Origin of the sequence: Acinetobacter lwoffii, from assembly GCF_019343495.1 — a bacterium.
Taxonomy (GTDB): Bacteria; Pseudomonadota; Gammaproteobacteria; order Pseudomonadales; family Moraxellaceae; genus Acinetobacter; species Acinetobacter lwoffii_P.
Genome location: NZ_CP072549.1, coordinates 2,344,831 through 2,366,492, shown reverse-complemented (window position 1 = coordinate 2,366,492; position 21,662 = coordinate 2,344,831). Strand labels below are relative to the sequence as shown.

General features: G+C 46.0%; 17 protein-coding genes and 1 riboswitch. Of the genes, 2 read left to right on the top strand and 15 right to left on the bottom strand.

Features of this window, described 5'->3' with window-relative positions:
• Positions 1-13 precede the first annotated feature (13 nt).
• From glmM to J7649_RS11105, 8 genes are all read right to left on the bottom strand, one after another.
• A complete protein-coding gene (glmM, locus tag J7649_RS11140; RefSeq protein ID WP_004281334.1) occupies positions 14-1,345 on the bottom strand; it encodes a phosphoglucosamine mutase in 1,332 nt (443 codons plus the stop codon).
• Between the two features lie 123 nt (positions 1,346-1,468).
• On the bottom strand, positions 1,469-2,935 hold the full coding sequence (gene guaB / locus J7649_RS11135; RefSeq protein ID WP_004281332.1) for an IMP dehydrogenase: 1,467 nt from the start codon (positions 2,933-2,935) through the stop codon (positions 1,469-1,471).
• Between the two features lie 224 nt (positions 2,936-3,159).
• Positions 3,160-3,525: a YkgJ family cysteine cluster protein gene (locus J7649_RS11130; RefSeq protein WP_219308053.1), complete on the bottom strand. Its 366-nt coding sequence runs from the start codon at positions 3,523-3,525 to the stop codon at positions 3,160-3,162.
• A gap of 96 nt (positions 3,526-3,621) precedes the next feature.
• On the bottom strand, positions 3,622-4,419 hold the full coding sequence (locus J7649_RS11125; RefSeq protein ID WP_219308051.1) for an oxygen-binding di-iron domain-containing protein: 798 nt from the start codon (positions 4,417-4,419) through the stop codon (positions 3,622-3,624).
• A gap of 184 nt (positions 4,420-4,603) precedes the next feature.
• Positions 4,604-5,179 carry a TMEM165/GDT1 family protein gene (locus tag J7649_RS11120; protein ID WP_004729168.1) on the bottom strand — a complete coding sequence of 192 codons (576 nt, stop codon included), beginning with the start codon at positions 5,177-5,179 and terminating at the stop codon, positions 4,604-4,606.
• A 72-nt stretch (positions 5,180-5,251) separates the two neighbouring features.
• A riboswitch (yybP-ykoY riboswitch) is annotated at positions 5,252-5,393 on the bottom strand.
• 129 nt (positions 5,394-5,522) lie between these two features.
• Entirely contained in the window at positions 5,523-7,529 is a 2,007-nt protein-coding gene (locus tag J7649_RS11115) for a 2-oxo acid dehydrogenase subunit E2 (RefSeq protein ID WP_219308049.1), read from the bottom strand.
• A 2-nt stretch (positions 7,530-7,531) separates the two neighbouring features.
• Positions 7,532-10,234, bottom strand: coding sequence for a pyruvate dehydrogenase (acetyl-transferring), homodimeric type (gene aceE / locus J7649_RS11110; RefSeq protein ID WP_219308046.1), 2,703 nt, complete (start codon positions 10,232-10,234; stop codon positions 7,532-7,534).
• A 332-nt stretch (positions 10,235-10,566) separates the two neighbouring features.
• The gene (locus J7649_RS11105; protein ID WP_004281322.1) at positions 10,567-11,250 is read right to left on the bottom strand and encodes a M23 family metallopeptidase; all 684 of its coding nucleotides are present in this window, start codon (positions 11,248-11,250) and stop codon (positions 10,567-10,569) included.
• Positions 11,251-11,357: 107 nt separating this feature from the next.
• Here J7649_RS11105 and J7649_RS11100 point away from each other — a divergent pair, with 107 nt between their 5' ends.
• A complete protein-coding gene (locus tag J7649_RS11100) occupies positions 11,358-11,798 on the top strand; it encodes a DciA family protein (RefSeq protein ID WP_004729162.1) in 441 nt (146 codons plus the stop codon).
• 99 nt (positions 11,799-11,897) lie between these two features.
• Here J7649_RS11100 and lpxC read toward each other — a convergent pair whose 3' ends face one another.
• From lpxC to murG, 7 genes are all read right to left on the bottom strand, one after another.
• The gene (gene lpxC / locus J7649_RS11095) at positions 11,898-12,800 is read right to left on the bottom strand and encodes a UDP-3-O-acyl-N-acetylglucosamine deacetylase (RefSeq protein WP_219308044.1); all 903 of its coding nucleotides are present in this window, start codon (positions 12,798-12,800) and stop codon (positions 11,898-11,900) included.
• A gap of 126 nt (positions 12,801-12,926) precedes the next feature.
• A complete protein-coding gene (gene ftsZ, locus J7649_RS11090) occupies positions 12,927-14,123 on the bottom strand; it encodes a cell division protein FtsZ (protein ID WP_219308042.1) in 1,197 nt (398 codons plus the stop codon).
• Between the two features lie 159 nt (positions 14,124-14,282).
• Positions 14,283-15,545 carry a cell division protein FtsA gene (ftsA, locus tag J7649_RS11085; RefSeq protein WP_004647239.1) on the bottom strand — a complete coding sequence of 421 codons (1,263 nt, stop codon included), beginning with the start codon at positions 15,543-15,545 and terminating at the stop codon, positions 14,283-14,285.
• Between the two features lie 70 nt (positions 15,546-15,615).
• Entirely contained in the window at positions 15,616-16,470 is an 855-nt protein-coding gene (locus J7649_RS11080) for a cell division protein FtsQ/DivIB (protein ID WP_005108153.1), read from the bottom strand.
• Between the two features lie 2 nt (positions 16,471-16,472).
• A complete protein-coding gene (locus J7649_RS11075; RefSeq protein ID WP_219308040.1) occupies positions 16,473-17,402 on the bottom strand; it encodes a D-alanine--D-alanine ligase in 930 nt (309 codons plus the stop codon).
• A 57-nt stretch (positions 17,403-17,459) separates the two neighbouring features.
• Complete coding sequence (murC, locus tag J7649_RS11070) at positions 17,460-18,908, bottom strand: UDP-N-acetylmuramate--L-alanine ligase (RefSeq protein WP_213686551.1); 1,449 nt, start codon at positions 18,906-18,908, stop codon at positions 17,460-17,462.
• Positions 18,909-18,920: 12 nt separating this feature from the next.
• Complete coding sequence (gene murG, locus J7649_RS11065) at positions 18,921-20,018, bottom strand: undecaprenyldiphospho-muramoylpentapeptide beta-N-acetylglucosaminyltransferase (RefSeq protein ID WP_219308038.1); 1,098 nt, start codon at positions 20,016-20,018, stop codon at positions 18,921-18,923.
• A 424-nt stretch (positions 20,019-20,442) separates the two neighbouring features.
• Between murG and J7649_RS11060 the strand changes: the two genes are divergently transcribed.
• Positions 20,443-21,642, top strand: a complete 1,200-nt coding sequence (locus J7649_RS11060; RefSeq protein WP_219308036.1) for an MFS transporter — start codon at positions 20,443-20,445, stop codon at positions 21,640-21,642.
• The last annotated feature ends 20 nt before the right edge of the window (positions 21,643-21,662 follow it).

The window sequence follows — 21,662 nt, the reverse complement described above, 5'->3', positions numbered from 1 at the left end:
ATCTATGTTCCTGTTAAGCGGCATTGGCACGCACAGCATCTGCCAGGCTGTTTGCAAGTGTGGTGACTTCAGCCAGATCATCGCCTTCGACCATCACACGAATGACAGGTTCTGTGCCAGATTTACGAATCAATAAACGGCCACGACCTTTAAGCTGCTGTTCGGCTTTTTCAAATTCAGCTGCCAGTGCAGGCACTGAATAAGGATCAAACATGGCATTTAAACGTACATTGACCAAGACATTGGGCAACAGTTTAAAGTCAGCCACAAGTTCATGCAGAGCTTTTTTCTGCTCAACCATCACGGTTAAAACTTGCAGGGCTGCAATAATGGCGTCGCCTGTGGTGCTCTTGTCTAAAGTCAGAATATGACCAGAAGGCTCACCGCCAATTACCCAGCCATTTTCTTCCAGACCTTGCAATACATAACGGTCGCCGACTTTGGCACGTAATAACGGCACTTGTGCTTTTTCCAGCGCCAGTTCCAGCGCCATATTGCTCATTAAGGTACCGACGATACCTGCCGGTTTTTTCGAGCTTTGAGTCGCAAGAATATAAAGAATATGGTCGCCATCAATCAGATTACCGGCTTTATCTACGAGAACCACACGGTCAGCATCCCCATCAAAGGCAATACCCAAATCCGCTTGATGTTGAATCACGGCTTGTTGCAAGCTTTCCGGATGCGTTGAACCACAGCCCTCATTAATATTTAAACCGCTCGGCTCATTGTGAATCGCAATTACACGTGCGCCCAGTTCACGGAACACTGCAGGTCCCACGTTATAGGCTGCACCATTGGCACAATCCACCACAATGGTGAGTTCATTCAGATCCAGATGATACGGGAACGTCGATTTACAGAATTCAATATAGCGACCGTTGGCATCTTTAACCCGGATACTTTTACCCAGATTCGCCGTATCTTCAATCACAAAATCTTTTTCAAGTTCCTGATTAATTTCGTCTTGTAAAGCATCTGGCAATTTTTTACCTTCCGCAGAGAAGAACTTAATGCCGTTATCAAAATACGGGTTATGCGAAGCGGAAATGACAATACCCAAGCTGGCATGTAAGGCACGGGTCAAGTGAGCAATCGCCGGTGTCGGTAGTGGACCTAAAAGATGAACATAAACGCCAGCGGCATTTAAACCTGCCTGCAAGGCTGCTTCCAGGATATAGCCAGACAAACGGGTATCTTTACCCAGAACCACCAATGGTTTGGATTTTTTACTATGACGTTTTAAAACTTTACCAGCCGCAAATCCCAGTTTCAGGGCAAACTCAGGGGTAATCGGCAATTCGCCAAACTTTCCACGAATACCATCCGTACCAAAATAACTCATCTTTATCTCACTTCTTAGCGGATGATTGATATCACCCATTTTTTTCCTTGAGTCACACTTTACACTAAAATAAAAAAGCCGTCATTTGCATGACGGCTTTTTAAAATTTTAAATCACGAGAGATTAACCCACGCGATAGTTTGGTGCTTCTTTGGTAATGGTCACATCATGCACATGCGATTCCGACATACCGGCAGAAGTGATTTTCACAAACTTGGCATTCTGACGCAGATCTTCAATCGTCGCAGAACCGGTATAACCCATCGAAGAACGTAGGCCGCCCATCATCTGATGTACGATATTACCCATTGGGCCTTTGTACGGTACACGACCTTCAATACCTTCAGGAACCAGTTTTTCGGCCCCAGCCTTGGAGTCCTGGAAGTAACGGTCAGCAGAACCTGTTGCACCCGCCATCGCGCCCAATGAACCCATACCACGATAAGCTTTGTAGTAACGGCCCTGGAAGAATTCAACTTCGCCTGGTGCTTCTTCAGTACCGGCCATCAATGAACCAACCATAATCGTGCTTGCGCCCGCACCAATCGCTTTAGCCATATCGCCAGAGAAACGAATACCGCCATCCGCGATCAAAGGAATCTGATCTTTCAGCGCATTGGCAACAGAATCAATTGCGGAGATCTGTGGCATACCAATACCCGCCACAATACGCGTGGTACAGATTGAACCAGGACCAATACCAACTTTAACGGCATCCGCACCCGCATCAAGCAACGCTAGCGCAGCATCACCTGTTGCGATGTTACCGCCAATCACCTGAACTTGTGGATAGTTGGCTTTCACCCAACGTACACGCTCGATCACACCCGCAGAATGACCGTGTGCAGTATCGACTACAATCACATCTACACCTGCATCAACCAAGGCTTCTACGCGACTTGGCGTTTCTGCACCGGTACCGACAGCAGCACCAACACGCAGACGACCCAGATCATCTTTACAGCTGTTTGGATACAATTCAGCTTTACGGAAATCGGTTACCGTAATCAAGCCTTTCAGCTCTTGCTGATCATTGACCACCAGTACTTTTTCAATACGATGCTGTTGCAATAAGGCTTGAATGTTTTCTTTCGATTCGCCTTCACGAACCGTCACCAGACGATCCTGACCAGTCATGATATTGCTGACTGGCTGCTCAAGATTGGTTTCAAAGCGTGTATCACGACCGGTCACGATACCCACCACTTTGCCGTCTTTCACAACGGGCACACCACTGATATTGTTGGCTTGAGTCAGCGCAATCAGTTCACGTACTGTGGTTTCAGGAGTCACTGTAATCGGGTCTTTGACCATACCCGCTTCGAATTTTTTCACACGGCGCACTTCTGCAGCCTGAACAGCGATATCCATGTTCTTGTGCAAAATACCGATACCGCCATTTTGCGCCATTGCAATCGCCATACGGGACTCAGTCACCGTATCCATTGCTGCAGACACAAGAGGAATATTCAGGTTAATGCCACGAGTTAAACGTGTCTTTAGGGAGACATCTTTTGGAAGAACAGTAGAATAGGCAGGGAGTAATAGGACATCATCGAAGGTTAACGCGTCTTGAACGATGGTCAACATAACAGTCTCACTGGTAATTTCCGTGCACTATTATAAACAAATATCGGCTTAAATTTCATTGCAATTGCAAAATTATTTTTTATTCAAGCTTTGTACAAACAGATCTATGTGGGTGCTAAAACAGTATCAATAATACGTCCGATCATGAAGTTCCCTATTTTTAAATAGACCCCGATCATTTTAATCAAGTGAAAAGCAGAGCCTAAGCTCTGCTTTGGGTGGATTTAGCTGACGTATTCAAAACTGTCATCATTGTCGGCTTCATCAGTTTCAATCTGGACAAAGGGCAACATATTGTGTGCAACACGAGCCTTATTGCATTGCTCATCGGCAATCTGCACTTCTTTGCAGGATGAACTTCGCTGCTCATACATACCGCAGCTGACCTGCTGGCCGATGGTGCCATCAAGTGCGATACAGCGTGGATTTTTTTGATTGGTTCCAGCCATACATGAATAGAGTGCTGTCACAGGTTCGGTATAGTGCTCAGGCATATGAATACCTTCAGCCCAATAGAACGAAACCCTGAAATAGGCGCAGCACGCCCCGCAGCTTAAACACGCATCCGGTTTTGGAACTTGAGACAACATTTCTTATAAGTTCTCGTCATCAAAAAAAGTTTTTTGGAGAAGAAATATAAAAAATGTTGTTTTTCCACACAAGAAAAAAATTATTTTTTGTGTGAACTATTCAGGACAGGTAAAAACCGTTTCATCCATCAGGTCAGTGCCGCATTCCAGCGTTTCAATCCAGTCCAGAAACTGGGTAATCTGCTCTTTGCCGATAAATGGTGTGCCATGCTGCGGCACAATCATCTCGATTTCCATGCTGCGTACCATTTTCACCCAAAGACGAATCACCTTGTTATTGCACATATAGCGTTGATGGAAGCTTTTCATTTTTGGGATATGCGCGGCAAAGTTTTCCAGTGGCTTGGCGGCATCTTCAACCATGGACGCACCCATATCACCTGAAAACAGGATTTTGGCAATCGGATCATAAAACTGGAAATTCCCCACCGAATGCAGAAAATGCGCCGGCACCGCCACAATGTGTGATTGACCCAACGGGATGATTTGACCATGATCCGGAAGCTCCACCAATCGATCTAACCAGTTACCTTTCATCCGGTCACTCATAAAGGCCGAGTTTAAGTGCGGCAAGAAGCGCGCCCACAGCTTGGATGCCACCACTTTGGCGTCCGTATACACTAGCCAGCGCGGCATCGAGGTGATGATATCCGGGTCCTGGTGCGAGGCCATGACATAATCCAGGTTGGTCAAACGGGTGTATTTATTCAGTTCCATGGTCAGCGGCACATAGGTTAAATCACCACCCGGATCAAGTACTGCTGCGCGCTCATGATCAATGATCAGAAACTGATTTGCCTGAACGCCTTCACCTTTGACCAGACTGGTAAAACTGATGCACTTATGTGTCCCGTTATCAAACAGAACCTGCGATGTGGTGCGTTCAAAAGCCATGTAAATTCCCCAATTTATAATAAAAATAACGTTTTTATACCCGTATAAAATATAAGGAATTAATCAAACTTACAATCAATAAAACTAGCCATATCACAGTATTTATCAATGTTTTGAGAGAATTTTAACCATAAAAAATCCCGAGTTTTCAGCTCAGGATTCATGTAATTTGTTATTTTATAATTTAAAAGAAATAATGTTGGGCTAGGGTCGCGACACCAATTACCAGGAAAATCGCCGCACCAATTTTATGAATCAGGCTGATCGGCAATCTGTTTGCCAGCTTATCTCCCAAAAACACTGCAGGTGCATTGGCCAGCATCATGCCCAAAGTAGTACCGAGCATGACCCAGAACACGCTATCGAAACGTGCTGCCAGTGCAACTGTGGCAATTTGGGTTTTGTCACCAATTTCTGCCAGAAAGAACAGAATAAAGGTCGCACCAAATACCCCGAATTTTTGCCATTTATTGATACTGGCATTTTCATCCCCGAGTTCATCTGGAATCAGCATCCAGACAGCCATTGCGATAAAGCCAATCGAGACGATCCACAGTAGCACCTCCGGCCCGATCACCGTGGTCACCCATTGTCCCAATACTGCAGAAAGGCCGTGGTTAATCAGCGTTGCCAATAAAATGGCAACTAAAATAGGAACAGGTTTGCGAAAACGTGCGGCAAGCAGCAATGCCAGCAGTTGGGTCTTATCACCCATTTCAGCCAGTGCTACGATTGCAGTCGACAGTAGGAATTCATACATGAGGTTTTTCTCTGGCTAGCATCCAATACCAATGACTCACCGCTCCTGCTAGCCAAAATCTGCAGAGTGGTAAATCAAAGGTCTTGCCAACAAAAGAAAGCTTGGAAAAGCTGACTTGGTTCTTTGCTATGATGACCATGCTCGGTTGAGCAAATATGTTGACCATCACCCTTCTGCTTTGCGCAAAAGGCGGCTACTCCCCAATGAAGTGCGCCAAGTATAGAATCAAATAGATTATTTTTCAATGCAGCAGCAAAAAACCCTGCCGAAGCAGGGTTTTTCTCTTTACACCCTCTTTATATTTCTCCCAGAGAGAGAAAATAAAGGGCATATACATGATTTTTTAGATCAATAAAGTACGGATATCTTTGAGCAGCTTGGTCAGCTTGTTGGTGAAACGAGCAGCATCTGCACCATTGATCACACGGTGATCGTAGGACAATGAAAGCGGCAGCATCAAACGTGGATCAAAGCCTTCACCATTCCACACCGGTTGCATGGTTGCAGGAGAAATCCCCAGAATTGCCACTTGCGGCCAGTTCACCAATGGCGTAAATGCCGTACCGCCGATTGAACCCAGGCTAGTGATAGTGAAGTTCGCACCTTGCAGATCTTTCGGCGACAATTTCTTGTCACGCGCTTTTTGACCCAAGGTTCCTAGCTCAGTGGCAATCTGTTTAATTGACTTCTGATCTGGGTGACGCAGCACAGGCACGGTCAAACCATCTGGCGTTGCGACCGCGATACCCATATGGATCTCATTACGTAGCAATACTGACTTACCATCATCGGCCAAGTGACCAGCAAATTCACGCTCTTCTTTTAACAAGTGCGCAACTGCTTTGATGATGAATGCCATAATGGTCAGGCTCAGGCCTTCTTTCTTGAAGTTGCCTTTCAGTTCATTACGCCATGCTTCGAGTTCAGTAATATCTGCTGCATCAAACTGGGTCACTTGCGGAATGAAATTATTCAGCGACAACTGTGGAATAGACACTTGTTGCAAACGCGTCAAGGCTTTCTCTTCCACACCACCAAAAGCGCTAAAGTCTGGCAGTTTTGGTAGACCTGCGACTTGAGCAGCAGCGGCTACAGGAGCCGCCTGTGGCGTAGTAAGACGCGTTTTGACATAGGCTTTCAGGTCTTCTTTCATGACGCGCGCATGTGGGCCAGATGCTTTGACATCTGCCAACACGACGCCCAGTTCACGTGCCAGTTTACGCACAGCAGGACCGGCATAGACTTTCGAGTTAGCCACACTCTGCTCTTTGGTCAGCTTATCGGCATTATCCGACGTCGCGACTGTTTGAGTAGAAGATGCAGCAGGTGCCGATGCTGCTTTTGCAGCAGGCGCTTTAGGTTCTTCTGCTTTGGCTGCAACAGGTACAGCAGCTGCTTGCGCTTCAGCTTCAATTGTTACCAGTGCAATGCCTTGAGAGACATTTTGACCCAGTTCCACATGAATGGCTTTAATCACGCCGGCTGTAGTGCTTGGCACTTCAACAGTCGCCTTGTCTGATTCCACCACGATGATGCTTTGGTCTTTTTCAACCGTATCACCGACCTGAACCAAAATTTCAGCCACAGCCGCCTTATCTACACCCAGGTCAGGCACCATCACTTCAACATTACCTGCAGGTGCTGCTGACATTTGTGGTGCTTCAACTGCTTTCTCTTGGGCCGCCGCTTGAGCAACTGTTGCTTGAGATGCTTCTGTCTGTGCTGACGCTGCCGAAACAGCCGTTTTCACTTTCAGAATGACCACACCTTCTTTAATGGTATCGCCTTCTTTAATCTCTATGGATTCCACCGTGCCGGAAACCGTACTTGGCACTTCAACAGTCGCCTTGTCTGATTCCACCACTACGATACTTTGATCTACCTCGATTTCATCACCGACAGCGACCAGGATTTCACCGACAGTGGCTTTTTCTACGCCAATATCGGGGATTTGTACATCAACCACTTGTGAGCTTGCTTGAGCCTCAGGAGCAGCAGAAGCTTTAGGCTGATGCGACGCCAGTTCCTGTATGATTTCCTGATCCGGCAATGAAGTCGGAGTATTTTCTGAAGTTTTTTCAGATGCATCTGCTTGCTGTGGCTCTACCACATCCGTGTTGCCATCTTCGGCCTGTAACTCAATCAGTACCGCGCCTTCAGCGACTTCATCACCCTGGCTGACCAGAATGCTTTTTACCACGCCTGCTGAAGTGCTAGGCACTTCAACAGAGGCTTTATCAGATTCAAGCAATACAATGCTGTCATCAATCGCGATCGTATCACCGACTTTGACCAGAATTTCGGCCACTGTTGCCTTATCTACACCAATATCAGGAGTCGTAATTTGCATGCTTAGTTCTCCTCTTTGTAGTCAGCAACAGCATGTACAGATGGGGTTTCTTGAGGTGCCCAAGCCACTGGACGATCTGTATCAAGCTCAAAAGTCGAGATCGCATCTTTTACCAGACGCGCATCAACTTCACCTTCATCTGCCAGTTTTTTCAGGGTTGCAACCACAATATGGGCAGCATCGACACCGAAGTAACTACGCAAGTTGGCACGTGTATCTGAACGGCCATAACCGTCAGTACCCAATGCTACGAATGGACGGCCATCTGGAAGATAAGCACGGATCTGTTCGCTATAAGCACGCATATGATCGGTTGCAGACACCACAATACCTTCAGTACCGCGGAGCTGTTTCGATACCCATGCTTCTTTCACATCTTCAGTCAGCGGATGCAAGCGGTTGTATTCTTCACATGCCATACCGTCACGTGCCAGTTCATTGAAGCTGGTTACGCTGTAGACATTTGAATGAATTTGATATTCCTCACGAAGAATCTTCGCTGCCTTGATCACTTCACGCAGAATCACACCTGAGCCCAGTAACTGAACAGTGGCTTTTTCATCTTCCTCAAGCAGGTACATACCGCGCTTGATGCCTTCTTCAACACCTTTTGGCATTTCCGGATGTTCGTAGTTTTCGTTCATCACGGTCAGGTAATAGAACACACGTTCCTGGTTCACATACATACGTTGTAAACCGTCATGCACGATCACTGCCAATTCATAACCGAAACATGGGTCATAAGAAACACAGTTTGGAATGGTATTAGCCAAGATGTGTGAATGACCATCCTGATGCTGTAAACCTTCACCGTTCAGTGTAGTACGACCCGCAGTTGCACCCAGCAAGAAGCCTTGTGCCTGTGCATCGCCTGCTGCCCATGCAATATCACCAATACGCTGGAAACCAAACATCGAGTAGTACATGTACATCGGAATCATTGGCAGGTTATTGGTTGAATAACTGGTTGCCAATGCTGCCCATGCACTCATCGCACCGGCTTCGTTAATCCCTTCCTGCAACATGTGACCGTCTTTGGCTTCACGGTAATGCATCAGCTGTTCTTGGTCTTCCGGGGTATATTTCTGGCCATGCGCGGCATAAATACCGAGCTGACGGAACATCCCTTCCAGACCGAAAGTACGGGCTTCATCAGGCACGATTGGCACAACACGGTCTTTAATCGCTTTCTCTTTAAGAAGTGCAGAGATTAAACGCACCATCACCATCGTGGTCGATTGTTCTTTACCATTTGAACCGGCCAAGACCGAATCAAATACTGAAAGTCCAGGAATCGCCAGCTGTTCACTTTCTTTACGACGTGCAGGCAGGTAACCACCTAAAGCTTCACGACGTGCCTTCATATATTTCAATTCAGGTGAGTTTTCGCTTGGACGGTAGAATGGTACTTCTTCAAGCTGTTCATCGGTGAAAGGAAGATTGAAACGGTCACGCACGTATTTCAAAGAATTGATTTGCATCTTCTTGATTTGGTGAGTTTTGTTGACTGCTTCGATTTCCTCGGACAAACCATAACCTTTCACGGTTTTCGCCAGAATCACGGTCGGCTGACCTTTGGCCGTACATGCTTCGGCATAAGCAGCAAAGACTTTGTACGGGTCGTGACCACCACGGTTCAGATTATCAATATCTTCGTCACTTAAGTCTTTAACCAACTCAGCTGCTTCTGGATATTTTCCGAAGAATTTTTCACGTGCATAAGCACCACCTTTTACCTGGTAACGCTGGAAATCGCCATCGACGGCTTCTTCCATCACTGCTTTCAGTGCGCCGGATTTATCTTTATCCAGTAGTGGATCCCAATGACGGCCCCACACAACTTTAATCACACGCCAGCCTGCGCCGCGGAATAGTGACTCAAGTTCCTGAATGATCTTGCCATTACCACGTACCGGACCATCCAGACGTTGTAAGTTACAGTTTACTACCCAAATCAGGTTGTCGAGCTTTTCACGACCTGCCAGAGAAATTGCACCCAGGCTTTCCGGCTCATCCATCTCGCCATCGCCCAAATACGCCCAAACCTTACGATCTTCTTCTTTGATCAGGCCACGGTTCATCAGGTACTTTTGAATATGTGCCTGATAAATCGACATGATTGGGCCCAGACCCATCGATACGGTTGGGAACTGCCAGTAGTCCGGCATCAAATAAGGATGCGGATAAGATGGCAGACCTTTACCGCCTACTTCACGACGGAAATTATTCAGATGCTCTTCAGTCAAACGGCCTTCTAAAAATGAACGCGCGTAAATACCCGGTGCACAGTGACCTTGATAATAGATCATGTCGCCGCCAAAGCTGTCGCTGTTGGCACGGAAGAAGTGGTTAAAGCCCACATCATAAAGGGTTGCGGAAGAAGCAAAACTCGCTAGGTGACCACCGAGATCGTCACCGGTTTTATTCGCGCGTAATACCATTGCCAAGGCATTCCAGCGGATCAGCGCGCGAATACGGCGCTCCATGTCCTGGTCGCCTGGCATTGCAGGCTGTTCTTCAACAGAAATCGTATTTAAGTAGGGAGTATTTAAACGCTGAATAGGAACATGCTTTGCAATTGCGCGTTGATAAAGTTTTTCTAACAAAAATGCTGCACGCTCAGTGCCCATGTGCTGCAAAACAGAGTCAAATGCATCTTGCCATTCTTGGGTTTCTTGCGCGTCTGTATCGCCATAAAACGCCATAATCTACAGTTCCTAAAAGCCTAATCTAATCTCTTATATGTACCATATTTGAGACCTCAGCAGGTATGGCCTCAGCTGAATGCGATTTAGCAGTACTATTTAGGAACTAAATGATGGGTGACGTATAATTACACTACATAACAAAAAATAGTCAATAAAGGCGATTTATTATACAATCATTATAATAGTTGGTGATAATATGAGACTTAACTTAAAAGTGATAAAACAAAAAGCCCTTCAAGTTGACTTGAAGAGCCTGCAGTTTAAACGCTTTAAAATGCTTATTGGAGGTTTTTATGTATAGAGATGCTTCTTGTTATTCAGGTCTATACTTAAGGTAACATGGCCAAATAAGTAGATGGGTTTTTACGTTGACCGTCTTTTACTACTTCATAATGTAAGTGTGGACCGGTACAGCGACCAGTACAGCCAACGTTGGCAATATGATCACCTGCTTGCACCTGCTCTCCCACACGTGCAATAAGACGTGAAGCATGGGCATAGCGCGTTAAATAGCCATTGCCATGATTGATTTCAACGTATTGACCATAACCTGTGCCCCAACCTGATTTGGTCACAATCCCTGGACCTGTTGCATAGATTGGTGTACCACTTGGCGCTGCAAGATCAAGGCCTGAATGATTTTCAGCACGGCCACTCATGGTACGGCCACCGTAATTTGAACTTACGCGAGAATTAGGTAAAGGATGAGAAATTAGCCAAGAATAAGCACTGTTTGCTGCCGCTTTATTGGATGAAGTATTGGCATACTTCTGAGCAAGCGTTCGATTGTTCAGTTCAACTGGTTTCTCACGAAGTTGAACATTCAATTTAGTCTGTGCTGGAATATCGATATCATCTGGATGAGTATATGCACCCTGTGCCAGAGTACGCGTCAATTGCTCGATACGATCTGTTGAACCATTTTCTTGATTTAGATTGACTAAATCTGCGAACGCAACCGAAGCCGCTGAAACTGATAAAGAAAATGCCAACAAAATACGTCGCATATGCATAAAAAACCTCTCTAAACTGCTTTAATCGAGTTCCTTGAAGATCTCTATCCTTGATATCCACTAAAAGAAGCGCATAAGATTAAGACATAAATATGTAGGAATTATGTATGTCGGAACCTGTCAACGTTTTTCAACAAACAAGAAAACAGATAAAAACAGGAAACTTTTCGTTTCTCTCGTCACAAGTCGCTGCCTGGCAGAAACTTACGAAACTCGTACAACCGCTATTGCCCCAACCGGAACGCTGGCAAGTTGTCTGCTATCAAAATGGTGTGTTAACGATTACCGGTGAAAATCAGGCCATGATCAGTCAATTGGCCTATCTTCAAAAGCAATACATTTCACAACTCTCTCAAATAAATGAATTAACAGATCTTACTAAACTTCAAGTTTGCTTGCGGAATCCTTCGCAAACGCCACCTGTTTCAGCAACACCTGAAAGAGCCTTAAATGCAGAAACACAAGAATTACTTCGTAGTGCTGCTGACTTTATAAGCGACCCTAAGCTTAGCCAAGCTTTACTACGTTTGGCAAGCAATAAAAAGTAACATCGCAATCAAATGTAATAAATTAAAAAGCGAACATTATGTGATGTGTGTCACAGTATTAAAGCAATAACAAAAACATAAAGACACAAACACAATGACTTATGTCACATTCACATACATGATTGGACAATTGGCTTCGTCATCAAATGTTACAATTTCATAGCAGCTTGGATCACTTTTCACATTGCGTAAAAGTTGATTATTCAAGGCATGTCCAGATTTGTAACCATCAAATTTGGCAATAATCTGATGTCCGAGCAGGTATAAATCACCCACGGCATCCAGAATTTTATGACGTACAAATTCGTCCGAGAAACGTAAACCTTCTTCATTAACGACCCCGGTTTCATCCACACCAATGGCATTTTCCAGACTGGCACCCAGCGCCAGGTTATTGGCTTTGAGATAATCCAGATCTTTCATAAAACCAAAGGTACGCGCTTCACTGACTTCATAAACGAAGGTTTCAGTAGAAAAATCGATACTGGCAGACTGATGTTCTTTTTTAAAGGCAGGATGATCAAAATCAATGGTGAAGTTCAGCTGAAAGCCCTCATGTGGGCTAAAAATGGCACGTTTGTCATCAATCAGTGCTTCAACCGGTTTAATAATCTTGACGAATTTTTTAGCAGCATCCAGCTCTTGCAAACCGCCCTGCATCAACAGGTAAATAAACGGACCTGCACTGCCGTCCATAATCGGGACTTCAGAAGCCGATACTTCAATAATTAGGTTATCAATGCCCAGACCAGCGATCGCACTCATGACATGTTCAATGGTGCCTACTTTGGCATTTTCCTGAACCAGGTTTGAGCACATAAAGGCTTCCTGAATCAGCATGGCATCAGCAGGAATGTCCACCGGCGGAGTCAGGTCTATACGACGAAACACAATTCCCCCATCGGCATGGTGCGGCACAAAGTTAATCATGACTTTTTGCCCACTGTGAAGACCGATTCCGCTCGCTTTCACGACACGTTTTAGGGTACGTTGTTTCAACATGCTTTTATCATCTGTTCATCTATAAAACCGCTATACGTTAGCATATTTGGCCATTGATAAAAAACAAAAAGGTGGCTTAAAAGCCACCTTTCCTGTCTAATCCATCTAAACACATGATGTTACATGTTATTTACGCTGTTGATTCTTAAGATAATCCTGAATGCTCATTGGCGTTGGGCGCGGGCTAGAAACTGAAGCTGCTGCTGGATTCGCTGCTGCACCTGTTTCATGCTGCTGACGCTGAATTGCCGGTACATCATCATCTTCTACCACAGCCTGTGCAGCTGCTGCTGGACGAGTTGCCTGTTGTACATTGGTACGTTTGGTCGGTTCAACTGAATCCGCTGCATGACGGGTTAGACCTGTTGCAATCACAGTCACGCTGATTTCATCACGCGCATCCGGATCAAAAACGGTACCGTAGAACACCTGACCTTCATCTAAATCGACAATCTGGTTCACGACATCGGTAATTTCTTCAATTTCGCCGAAAGTCACATCATCGCCACCAGTCACGTTGATCAGAATACCTTTAGCATTCATGATAGTCACGTTGTCGAGTAATGGACTACGGATTGCCTGTTCAGCAGCCTGACGTGCACGGTTCTCACCACGACCCAGACCGACACCCATCATGGCATAACCACGTGTGCTCATGGCTGTTTTCAAGTCAGCAAAGTCAAGGTTGATATGACCAGGACGGACTACCAAATCAAAAATACTGCGTACTGCATTCAGTAACACATCATCTGCTTTTTTATATGCATCTTTCATTGAAATATCACGGAAGACTTTCAATAGACGCTGGTTTGGAATGATGATTAATGAGTCTACATGCTGCTCAAGGGCTTCGATGCCTTTTTCGGCAGACTGTAGACGGCGTTTGCCTTCAAAGTTAAATGGCGTGGTCACGACACCAACGGTCAAGATACCCATTTCTTTCGCAATTTCAGCCACGACTGGCGCCGCACCGGTACCGGTACCACCGCCCATACCCGCAGTAACAAAGACCATATCGGTCCCTTCAAGCTGCTGGCGGATCAGTTCACGGCTTTCTTCTGCTGCTGTCTGGCCGACTTGCGGATTTGCACCTGCACCCAAACCACGGGTACTTTGCTCGCCCAGCTGAATTTTAAATTCGGCTTCCATGCGATCCAATGCCTGCTTGTCCGTATTGGCACAAACAAACTTTACGCCCTGGATATCGGACTGCAACATATGTTGTACAGCATTACCACCCGCACCACCTACACCAAACACAGTGAAACGGGCTTGACCATTGCTATCGCTATGATCGTCTTCGAAAAATTCAAATGAGGCCATGACCTATAAAATTCCTAATTCATAATTGGCAGTCACTAAGCCCGTATACTGCCTTAATCTTAATAAAATTGTTTTTAAGAATGCTGCTCATGCGTTCACTTGTCAAGTACAAGCCCGATTAACTACATCTTCCCAACAATATTCACAATAAAAATCGACTTAAAAGATTGATTTCAGGGTGTCATTAAAGCCAAACAAGGCTCTTTTGACCCGCTTAGCCAATGACAACCGCTCTACATCATCCTGTTCCACAATCGTGTCCTGGGTATCACTCTGACTAAACATCAGCAAGCCAGCCACCGTACTATATTGCGAGCGACGTAAAGCAGCCTGATGTTGTTCGTCTGCATACACCTGAGTCGGCGGATTACCTAAATGCGCCGAGACCCCCATGGTACGGCGAACAAAACTCACCATCCCTTCGATATGACTGGCATCACCGGTCAATACCACACCATGATACAAGCCCTGGATGGCACCATTTTTCACCAGCTCATCACGTACTAAACCTAAAATTTCTTCATAACGCGCCATGATGATTTCAGTCAGTTCAATCCGGCTGATGGTTTGCGGCCCGTCAATCCCCTGGAACTGAATCATATGGTCCGGCTTGACCACTTTCAGGTCGACACAGCCATACAATAATTTCAGGCGTTCAGCTTCTTCGGTCGTGGTTTGCAATACTGCTGCAATATCGCGGGTCACATGTTCACCGCCACGCTGGAAGGTATGGGTTAGAGCCAAACGACCATCTACATACACCGCAACATTGGTCGTGCCAGCACCGATATCCACCAGACACACGCCATATTCTTTTTCATCTTTGAGCAGGCTGGCTTCAGCAGTGGCCAGGCTCGACACCACCATTTTTTCTACGCCAATATTGGCACCTTTCAGGGCGCGATCAATATTCTGCATGGTACTAATCGGTAGCATCATCAGATGATAATGCCCGGTCATGCTATGTGCCGACATACGAATCGGGTTTAGCACCCATTCCGGTGAATCATCCAGCTCAAAACCCAGAGGCACAGCACTGACCAGATAATGATCTGAAGTCAAATGACTGGCTTTGGCCAATTCCAGTGCACGCACCACTTCACTGGTGGTAATCGCATGTTCGCTATTGTCGATCGAGGTACGACCTGAAGCATAAAAGCTTTTTAATTCGGCACTTGGAATAGAGACCCAAGCAGAATGTACACGACATTCCGCCATATCTTCTGCTTCTTGAACGGCATTTTTAATTGCAGTAATAACTTTATCGAGACTGACAATTTTCCCTTTACTCATGCCTCGGTTACGAGCGGTGGCCATACCAATCACTTGGATATTGTCTGGCGCGTGTACCTTGCCAATCAAAACTGAAACTTTGTGTGTCCCAATGTCAATCGCCACAACCGAGGGAACAGCTTCACTCATTATTCACTACTACCATTACGTGTTTGTTAGATTTATGGCTTTAAATGCCTCTATTTTTTAAAGCCGGTCATTATGGCTTTACTGTTACCTTATTCTCAACGCCCGTGTCATCAATGGTTACAATAAAATGTCCATTTACAATTTTAGGCGGAATTGAATTTTTCCACTGGATCGACAATCCATTGCGATAACGCAGGTCGATGGCCGAAATTTTAGACCAGACTGGCTTTAGATCGCTCTGAGACAGATGGCTCAGGCGTTGTAATTTGCTCATGGTCTGATCTTTATCCACAATTATTCTTAAACCCGAATCAAACTGCATAAACCAGGTCATTCGCTCGGTGAGATATAATTCTTTTAGACGAATGCCTTGTGGCAAAAATAATTGATTAATTTCATTATAACGACGCATCATGGTTTCTGCATGGCTCGCCGGCCCATGTAGTAACGGTAATGCCTGATAATTCTTGGGTGTGACTTCCGTGAAAATCACACCACTGTCACTCAATAAACGTCCCGTTCCCCAACGCGCAATCGCATGATGCGGCATCACCCGCACCCGAATGCCATTTGGCCAGGCTCGGGAAACCACAACCCGATCTACCCAGGACAATTCCAGGGTACGATCACGGATCGCTTCCAAATCCGAAGTAAAATAGTTTTCGGTCACAATCGGTGACACATACTGCATGACCTGACGCTGTTCAGCAGCCGAGCGCGTACCCACGACACCCAGCTCTGCCACGTCACTATTGGTCATGACTTTATATAAGCCCAATATTCCAAAGGCCAGCACCAGTAGCGCAATACACAACAATAACCAGCCACCAAAATTGGTCAGCTTTTCTTTGCGTGTTGGCGGCTTGTCGTGAATTGAAGTAATCGCAGCACGTTTACGGCGCATGGAAACAGGAAGTTGAGCCATATTTAGTGTGCCGAACCAGTCAAGGTCTGTTCCAGAATCGCAACACACAGCTCATCAAAACTGTAACCGACTGCTGCTGCCGCTTTTGGCACCAAAGAATGACTGGTCATGCCCGGTACAGTATTGACTTCCAGCAACCAGAAATTGCCCTGTTCATCCTGCATGGCATCAATCCGGCCCCAACCGCTGGCACCTACCGCTTGGAACGCACGCAGACTTAAGGCTTTTAACTGTTGCTCTTCAGCTTCAGTCAGACCACATGGAATGCCATATTGCACATCATTACGCTGATATTTCGCTTCATAATCGTAGAAAGCGACATCTTGAGGTGGTTCAAGGCGAATCACCGGCAGCGCCTGACCATTTAAAACCACAATGGTATATTCACGGCCGGTAATCCATTTTTCTGCCATCACCACAGCATCATGTTCAGTTGCCTTGGCAATTGCTTCTGCAAAGTCTTCAATTTTCTCAACCTTGCTCATGCCGATACTGGAACCTTCATGTACCGGCTTGATAATCAAAGGCAAACCTAAAGCATTAACAATGTCGGTCGCATCAGAATCTTTGGTGACAATGCGATACGGCGCTGTCGGCAATTCCGAACCCTGCCAGACCTGCTTGGTCTTGACCTTGTCCATGCCGATCGCAGAACCTTGTACGCCCGTACCGGTATACGGTACGTTTAACCATTCCAGTGCGCCCTGGATCTGGCCATCTTCCCCGCCACGTCCATGCAATACAATGAAAGCACGATCATAATTTACCAGCTCTGTGACACTACGCTGCTGCGGGTCAAACGCTTCTGCATTGACCCCTGAACGCACTAATGCCTCAAGTACCGCCGTACCACTGTCTAGAGAAACCTCACGCTCTGCAGATTTACCACCAAGCAACACGGCAACTTTTCCGAATTTTGAAGCATTTGACACGTTTATATCCTTAAACTTTTTTCAATCTGGTCAATTCAATTCAGTCACACAAGATGACTATTTTATATATAAGTGATTTTGTGCAAGTTCGACTGAGATTGCTCCAACATTACCTGCGCCCTGGGTTAATAACAAGTCATTTGCTTGCAATACTTTTCTCATGATCTGATTCAGGTTGCCGTCCGCCGCATCAACCAGAATCGGCTCAACTTCGCCACGTAAACGAATGCTGCGGGCTAAACTACGGCTATCCGCCCCGACAATCGGTTTTTCACCGGCAGGATAAACATCCAGCAACAACAATTGGTCTACAGTCGAAAGCACTTCCACAAAATCATCAAAACAGTCACGGGTACGACTAAAACGATGTGGCTGGAACATCATCACCAGGCGACGGTCTGGATGACTCTGACGCGCGGCTTTAATCGTCGCTTCCACTTCTTTTGGATGGTGACCATAGTCATCCACCAGTTTCACATTACCACCGTCAATTTCAAACTCACCCTGAACTTCAAAGCGGCGACCCACACCACTAAAACCTTCCAGTGCACGGCAGATTGAAGCATCCGACACGCCTTCATCGGTTGCTATACCAATCGCGGCCAGGGCATTCAGCACATTATGCAAACCTGGCTGGTTGACCGTTACACGCAATGGCTCACGCTCTTTACGCAATACGGTAAAGTGGGTTTGCATGCCATCCTGATCAACATCTACTGCGCGGATGTCATTGTCTTCATTGAAACCATAAGTCAGTAACGGACGTGCAATTCGCGGCATGATTTCACGGATATTGGCATCATCACCACAGACTACGGCCAAGCCGTAAAATGGCAATTTTTGTAGGAACTGGATAAAGGTATCTTTCAGGACATCGAAGCTACCGCCATAGGTATCCATATGATCGGCATCAATATTGGTCACCACGGCAGCCATCGGTTCCAGGTGCAGGAAAGAAGCATCTGACTCATCGGCTTCGGCCACGATATAACGGCTGGCACCCAAGGCTGCGTTCATACCGGTACGGTTCAGTAAACCACCGATCACATAGGTTGGATCCATGTTTTCTTCAGCCAGCATACAGGTGATCAGGCTGGTGGTCGTGGTCTTGCCATGCGTGCCGGCAACGGCAATACCATGACGGTAACGCATCAGTTCACCCAGCATTTCCGCGCGGCGAACCACAGGGATACGATTTTCAATCGCAGTTTTAATTTCCGGGTTTTCCTGATCAATCGCGGTAGACACCACGATCACATTAGCACCTTTAATATTATTTGCAGTATGTCCGATATAGACTTTAATCCCGTTTGCTTCCAGCTGCGCTGTGGTCTTAGAAGCCTTGATATCTGAACCAGACACTTTGTAGCCTTGGTTTTTCAGCACTTCTGCAATACCACACATGCCTGCACCACCGATCCCCACAAAATGAATGTGTTTGATACGGCGCATTTCCGGCACTTTGATTAATTTTTTCGCTTGTTCAGCTGGGGTTGTTGGAGACATAGTTTACTCGGATTACAATTCTTGAATTAAACGGACCACATGTTGAGTCGCATCAGGTTGAGCCTGTCGGCGTGCTTTCACGGCCATTTCCATTAACAGCTGGCGATTCAGCATCGGCTCTAATAATGTTTTTAAACTTTCCGGAGTCATCGTGGCCTGCGGGCAAATCTTTGCCGCATTGATATTGGCCAGAAAACCGGCATTGGCCGTCTGGTGATCATCGACCGCACTTGGAAGCGGCACAAAAATCGCAGCTACCCCGGCAGTGGCAATTTCAGTTACGGTCAAAGCTCCGGCACGGCAAATCACCAGATCGGCATCAGAATAGGCTTTGGCCATATCTTCAATAAAGGGCTGTACTTCAACTTGCAGACTGGCCGGTGCATTTTCATAACGTGCCCGTGTCGACTCGGCATGATTTTGCCCACACTGATGATAGACGCTTAATGGCACATTGAGTTGCTTTAAAGCTTCTGGAACCCGTTCATTTAAGGCTTGCGCCCCCAAAGACCCACCAACGATCAGAATATGTAAGGGTAGTCCTGCCTTGTCACGCTCCTGATAACGCCAGGACGGATTTAAAATTTCGCTAATTTCTTGTCGTACCGGATTACCTGTAGTCACGACTTTTTCTTGGGCCGGAAAAGTATTTGGAAAAGCCTGACACACCGTCTTTGCCACACGCGACAATTGGGTGTTGGTAAAACCGGCAACTGCATTCTGCTCATGGATCAGCACCGGAATGCCTAAGATACGCGCGGCCAATCCACCCGGCCCTGCCACATAACCGCCAAAGCCTGCCACGGCATCGACCTGAAGCTGTTTCATGAATTTCATGGCACTTAAGGTGGCTTTCATAATTTTAAAAGGCGCCAAGGCTTTACGCACAAAACCATTGCCACGCACACCCTGAATATCAATCTGATAAATGGGAATATTCTGGTTTTTTAACAGGCGGTTTTCCATGCCTACGGGCGTGGCCAGCCAGGAAACCTGTATACCTTTTTGTTGTAAATCTTTGGCAACAGCTAACGCTGGAAACACATGTCCACCTGTACCTGCGGCCATCATCATGACATGTTTAGGCTGTTTTTGCTGAGCTTCGGTCACAGTTTAATTCTTCAATTCAAAAAATGGAGCAGGAAATCTGATTTAAGTAATCAATTGTAATCACAAACCTCAGGCCATGAAAGTTTATTTACTTTATTTCAACAAGGCTTTAATTGTTTTTTTCACGCAAACTTCTAGTTTAGACTCGTTTTATTTATAAGGTCTGCACTTTTCCTTCGACTTAAGTGACATATCATATCAATTTTAAATAGTTTTCTCATTATATTATCAATAACTTTGCCACGAAGAGCGCTTTATTTACAGCGGTCTTCCGTTTTCTCCCGTTCACCTCCTCTCTTATCATTGGCCGATAATCTTAGGCTTAAATCCTATCAATTTTATAAAAGTTTCATGCTATTCATATCTATATATGAATGATGCTTGATGTACAAGCAGATGCTTTAAATGGACTCAGTTCGGATAGATGTCAAAAATCTCATGTCGTGATGTATGGATTATCTTGGCCGGTTATCTGGCTGCGATCCATGTCGGCAAACTTTCGGCCGTGATTCCTGTATTGCAGCAGGATTTAAACCTGAGTTTTACCCAGGCTGGTTTTTCATTAGCGTTGGTGCAGGCTGCCGGAATGCTGTTTGCGCTATGCATTGGCGCCTTCTCGGAAAAAATGGGATTAAAGCGCTGCCTGATCATGGCCTTAATCATTTTAGGGCTGAGCAGTTTTGCCGGGCTTTGGATTACGCAGCCTGCCACTTTATATGTATTGCGCTTTATGGAAGGAATCGGGTTTTTAACCATTTCCTTGTGTGCGCCAGCAATTTTAAAACGTACCAGCCGCGCTGAGACACTGAATTTCAAGATGGGACTCTGGAGTCCCTATATGGGCATCGGTGTCAGTCTGGCCGTATTGACGATTCCTCTCCTGCTTGAATATCTGGACTGGCAAATGATCTGGGCCATTTTGGGCTGCCTGTGCCTTGTCATTGCTGGCATGATTAAACAATATTTAAATATTGAACCTGTCTTGGTAACACAGCCAGACTCTTCTCAGCCAGCTACGGAAAACACCTCATTCTGGCAGATTGTTCAAATTACCCTGACCCATCCTCCCATTATCTGTCTGGCGATTATTTTTGCCTGTTATACCAGTCAATGGATTACTGTCACGGGCTTCCTGCCTACGCTGTATGTCGAACAGGGGCTGGACTTAAAACGCGCAGGGATGCTGGTCTCGATAGTCGTGCTGGCCAATCTGGGGGGCACTTTTGGCGCAGGCATGTTGCTGCAACAGGGTTATAGACCGCCCACCTTATTGAGTACCGGATTTGTAGCAATGCTCTGCAGCAGTTGCTTGGTATTTGCTGCAAATTCCTGGCTCTCATTTGAATTGCAGGTTGTCAGTGCCGTGCTGTTTTCACTGATTGGCGGGATGATCCCAACCACTGTTTTTGCGATTACCCTGCACTATGCACCACGTGCCTATGCAGCAGCCAGTGTGGGTGTGGTTTTACAAATTTCAGCCTGCGCACAGTTTTTTATACTGACCCTGAGCGCTGCGCTGATATCTGCCACTCAATACTGGGCCAATCTTGCCATTATCACCGTCTGCCTTTCGATGCTGGGTATGGTAATGACGGCATTTTTATTTAAGCGCTATCCCCAATGAAAAAATAAAAAAGAGCCTGC

Coding starts and splice junctions, on each gene's coding strand:
- glmM (WP_004281334.1), bottom strand. CDS start 1,345: ATGAGTTATTTTGGTACGGATGGTATTCGTGGAAAGTTTGGCGAATTG.
- J7649_RS11080 (WP_005108153.1), bottom strand. CDS start 16,470: ATGGCTCAACTTCCTGTTTCCATGCGCCGTAAACGTGCTGCGATTACT.
- J7649_RS11100 (WP_004729162.1), top strand. CDS start 11,358: ATGTCGGAACCTGTCAACGTTTTTCAACAAACAAGAAAACAGATAAAA.
- ftsA (WP_004647239.1), bottom strand. CDS start 15,545: ATGAGTGAAGCTGTTCCCTCGGTTGTGGCGATTGACATTGGGACACAC.
- J7649_RS11115 (WP_219308049.1), bottom strand. CDS start 7,529: ATGCAAATTACGACTCCTGATATTGGTGTAGATAAGGCAACAGTGGCC.
- J7649_RS11120 (WP_004729168.1), bottom strand. CDS start 5,179: ATGTATGAATTCCTACTGTCGACTGCAATCGTAGCACTGGCTGAAATG.
- J7649_RS11105 (WP_004281322.1), bottom strand. CDS start 11,250: ATGCATATGCGACGTATTTTGTTGGCATTTTCTTTATCAGTTTCAGCG.
- J7649_RS11060 (WP_219308036.1), top strand. CDS start 20,443: ATGTCAAAAATCTCATGTCGTGATGTATGGATTATCTTGGCCGGTTAT.
- J7649_RS11130 (WP_219308053.1), bottom strand. CDS start 3,525: ATGTTGTCTCAAGTTCCAAAACCGGATGCGTGTTTAAGCTGCGGGGCG.
- J7649_RS11125 (WP_219308051.1), bottom strand. CDS start 4,419: ATGGCTTTTGAACGCACCACATCGCAGGTTCTGTTTGATAACGGGACA.
- aceE (WP_219308046.1), bottom strand. CDS start 10,234: ATGGCGTTTTATGGCGATACAGACGCGCAAGAAACCCAAGAATGGCAA.
- lpxC (WP_219308044.1), bottom strand. CDS start 12,800: ATGTTGAAACAACGTACCCTAAAACGTGTCGTGAAAGCGAGCGGAATC.
- murC (WP_213686551.1), bottom strand. CDS start 18,908: ATGTCTCCAACAACCCCAGCTGAACAAGCGAAAAAATTAATCAAAGTG.
- guaB (WP_004281332.1), bottom strand. CDS start 2,935: ATGTTGACCATCGTTCAAGACGCGTTAACCTTCGATGATGTCCTATTA.
- ftsZ (WP_219308042.1), bottom strand. CDS start 14,123: ATGGCCTCATTTGAATTTTTCGAAGACGATCATAGCGATAGCAATGGT.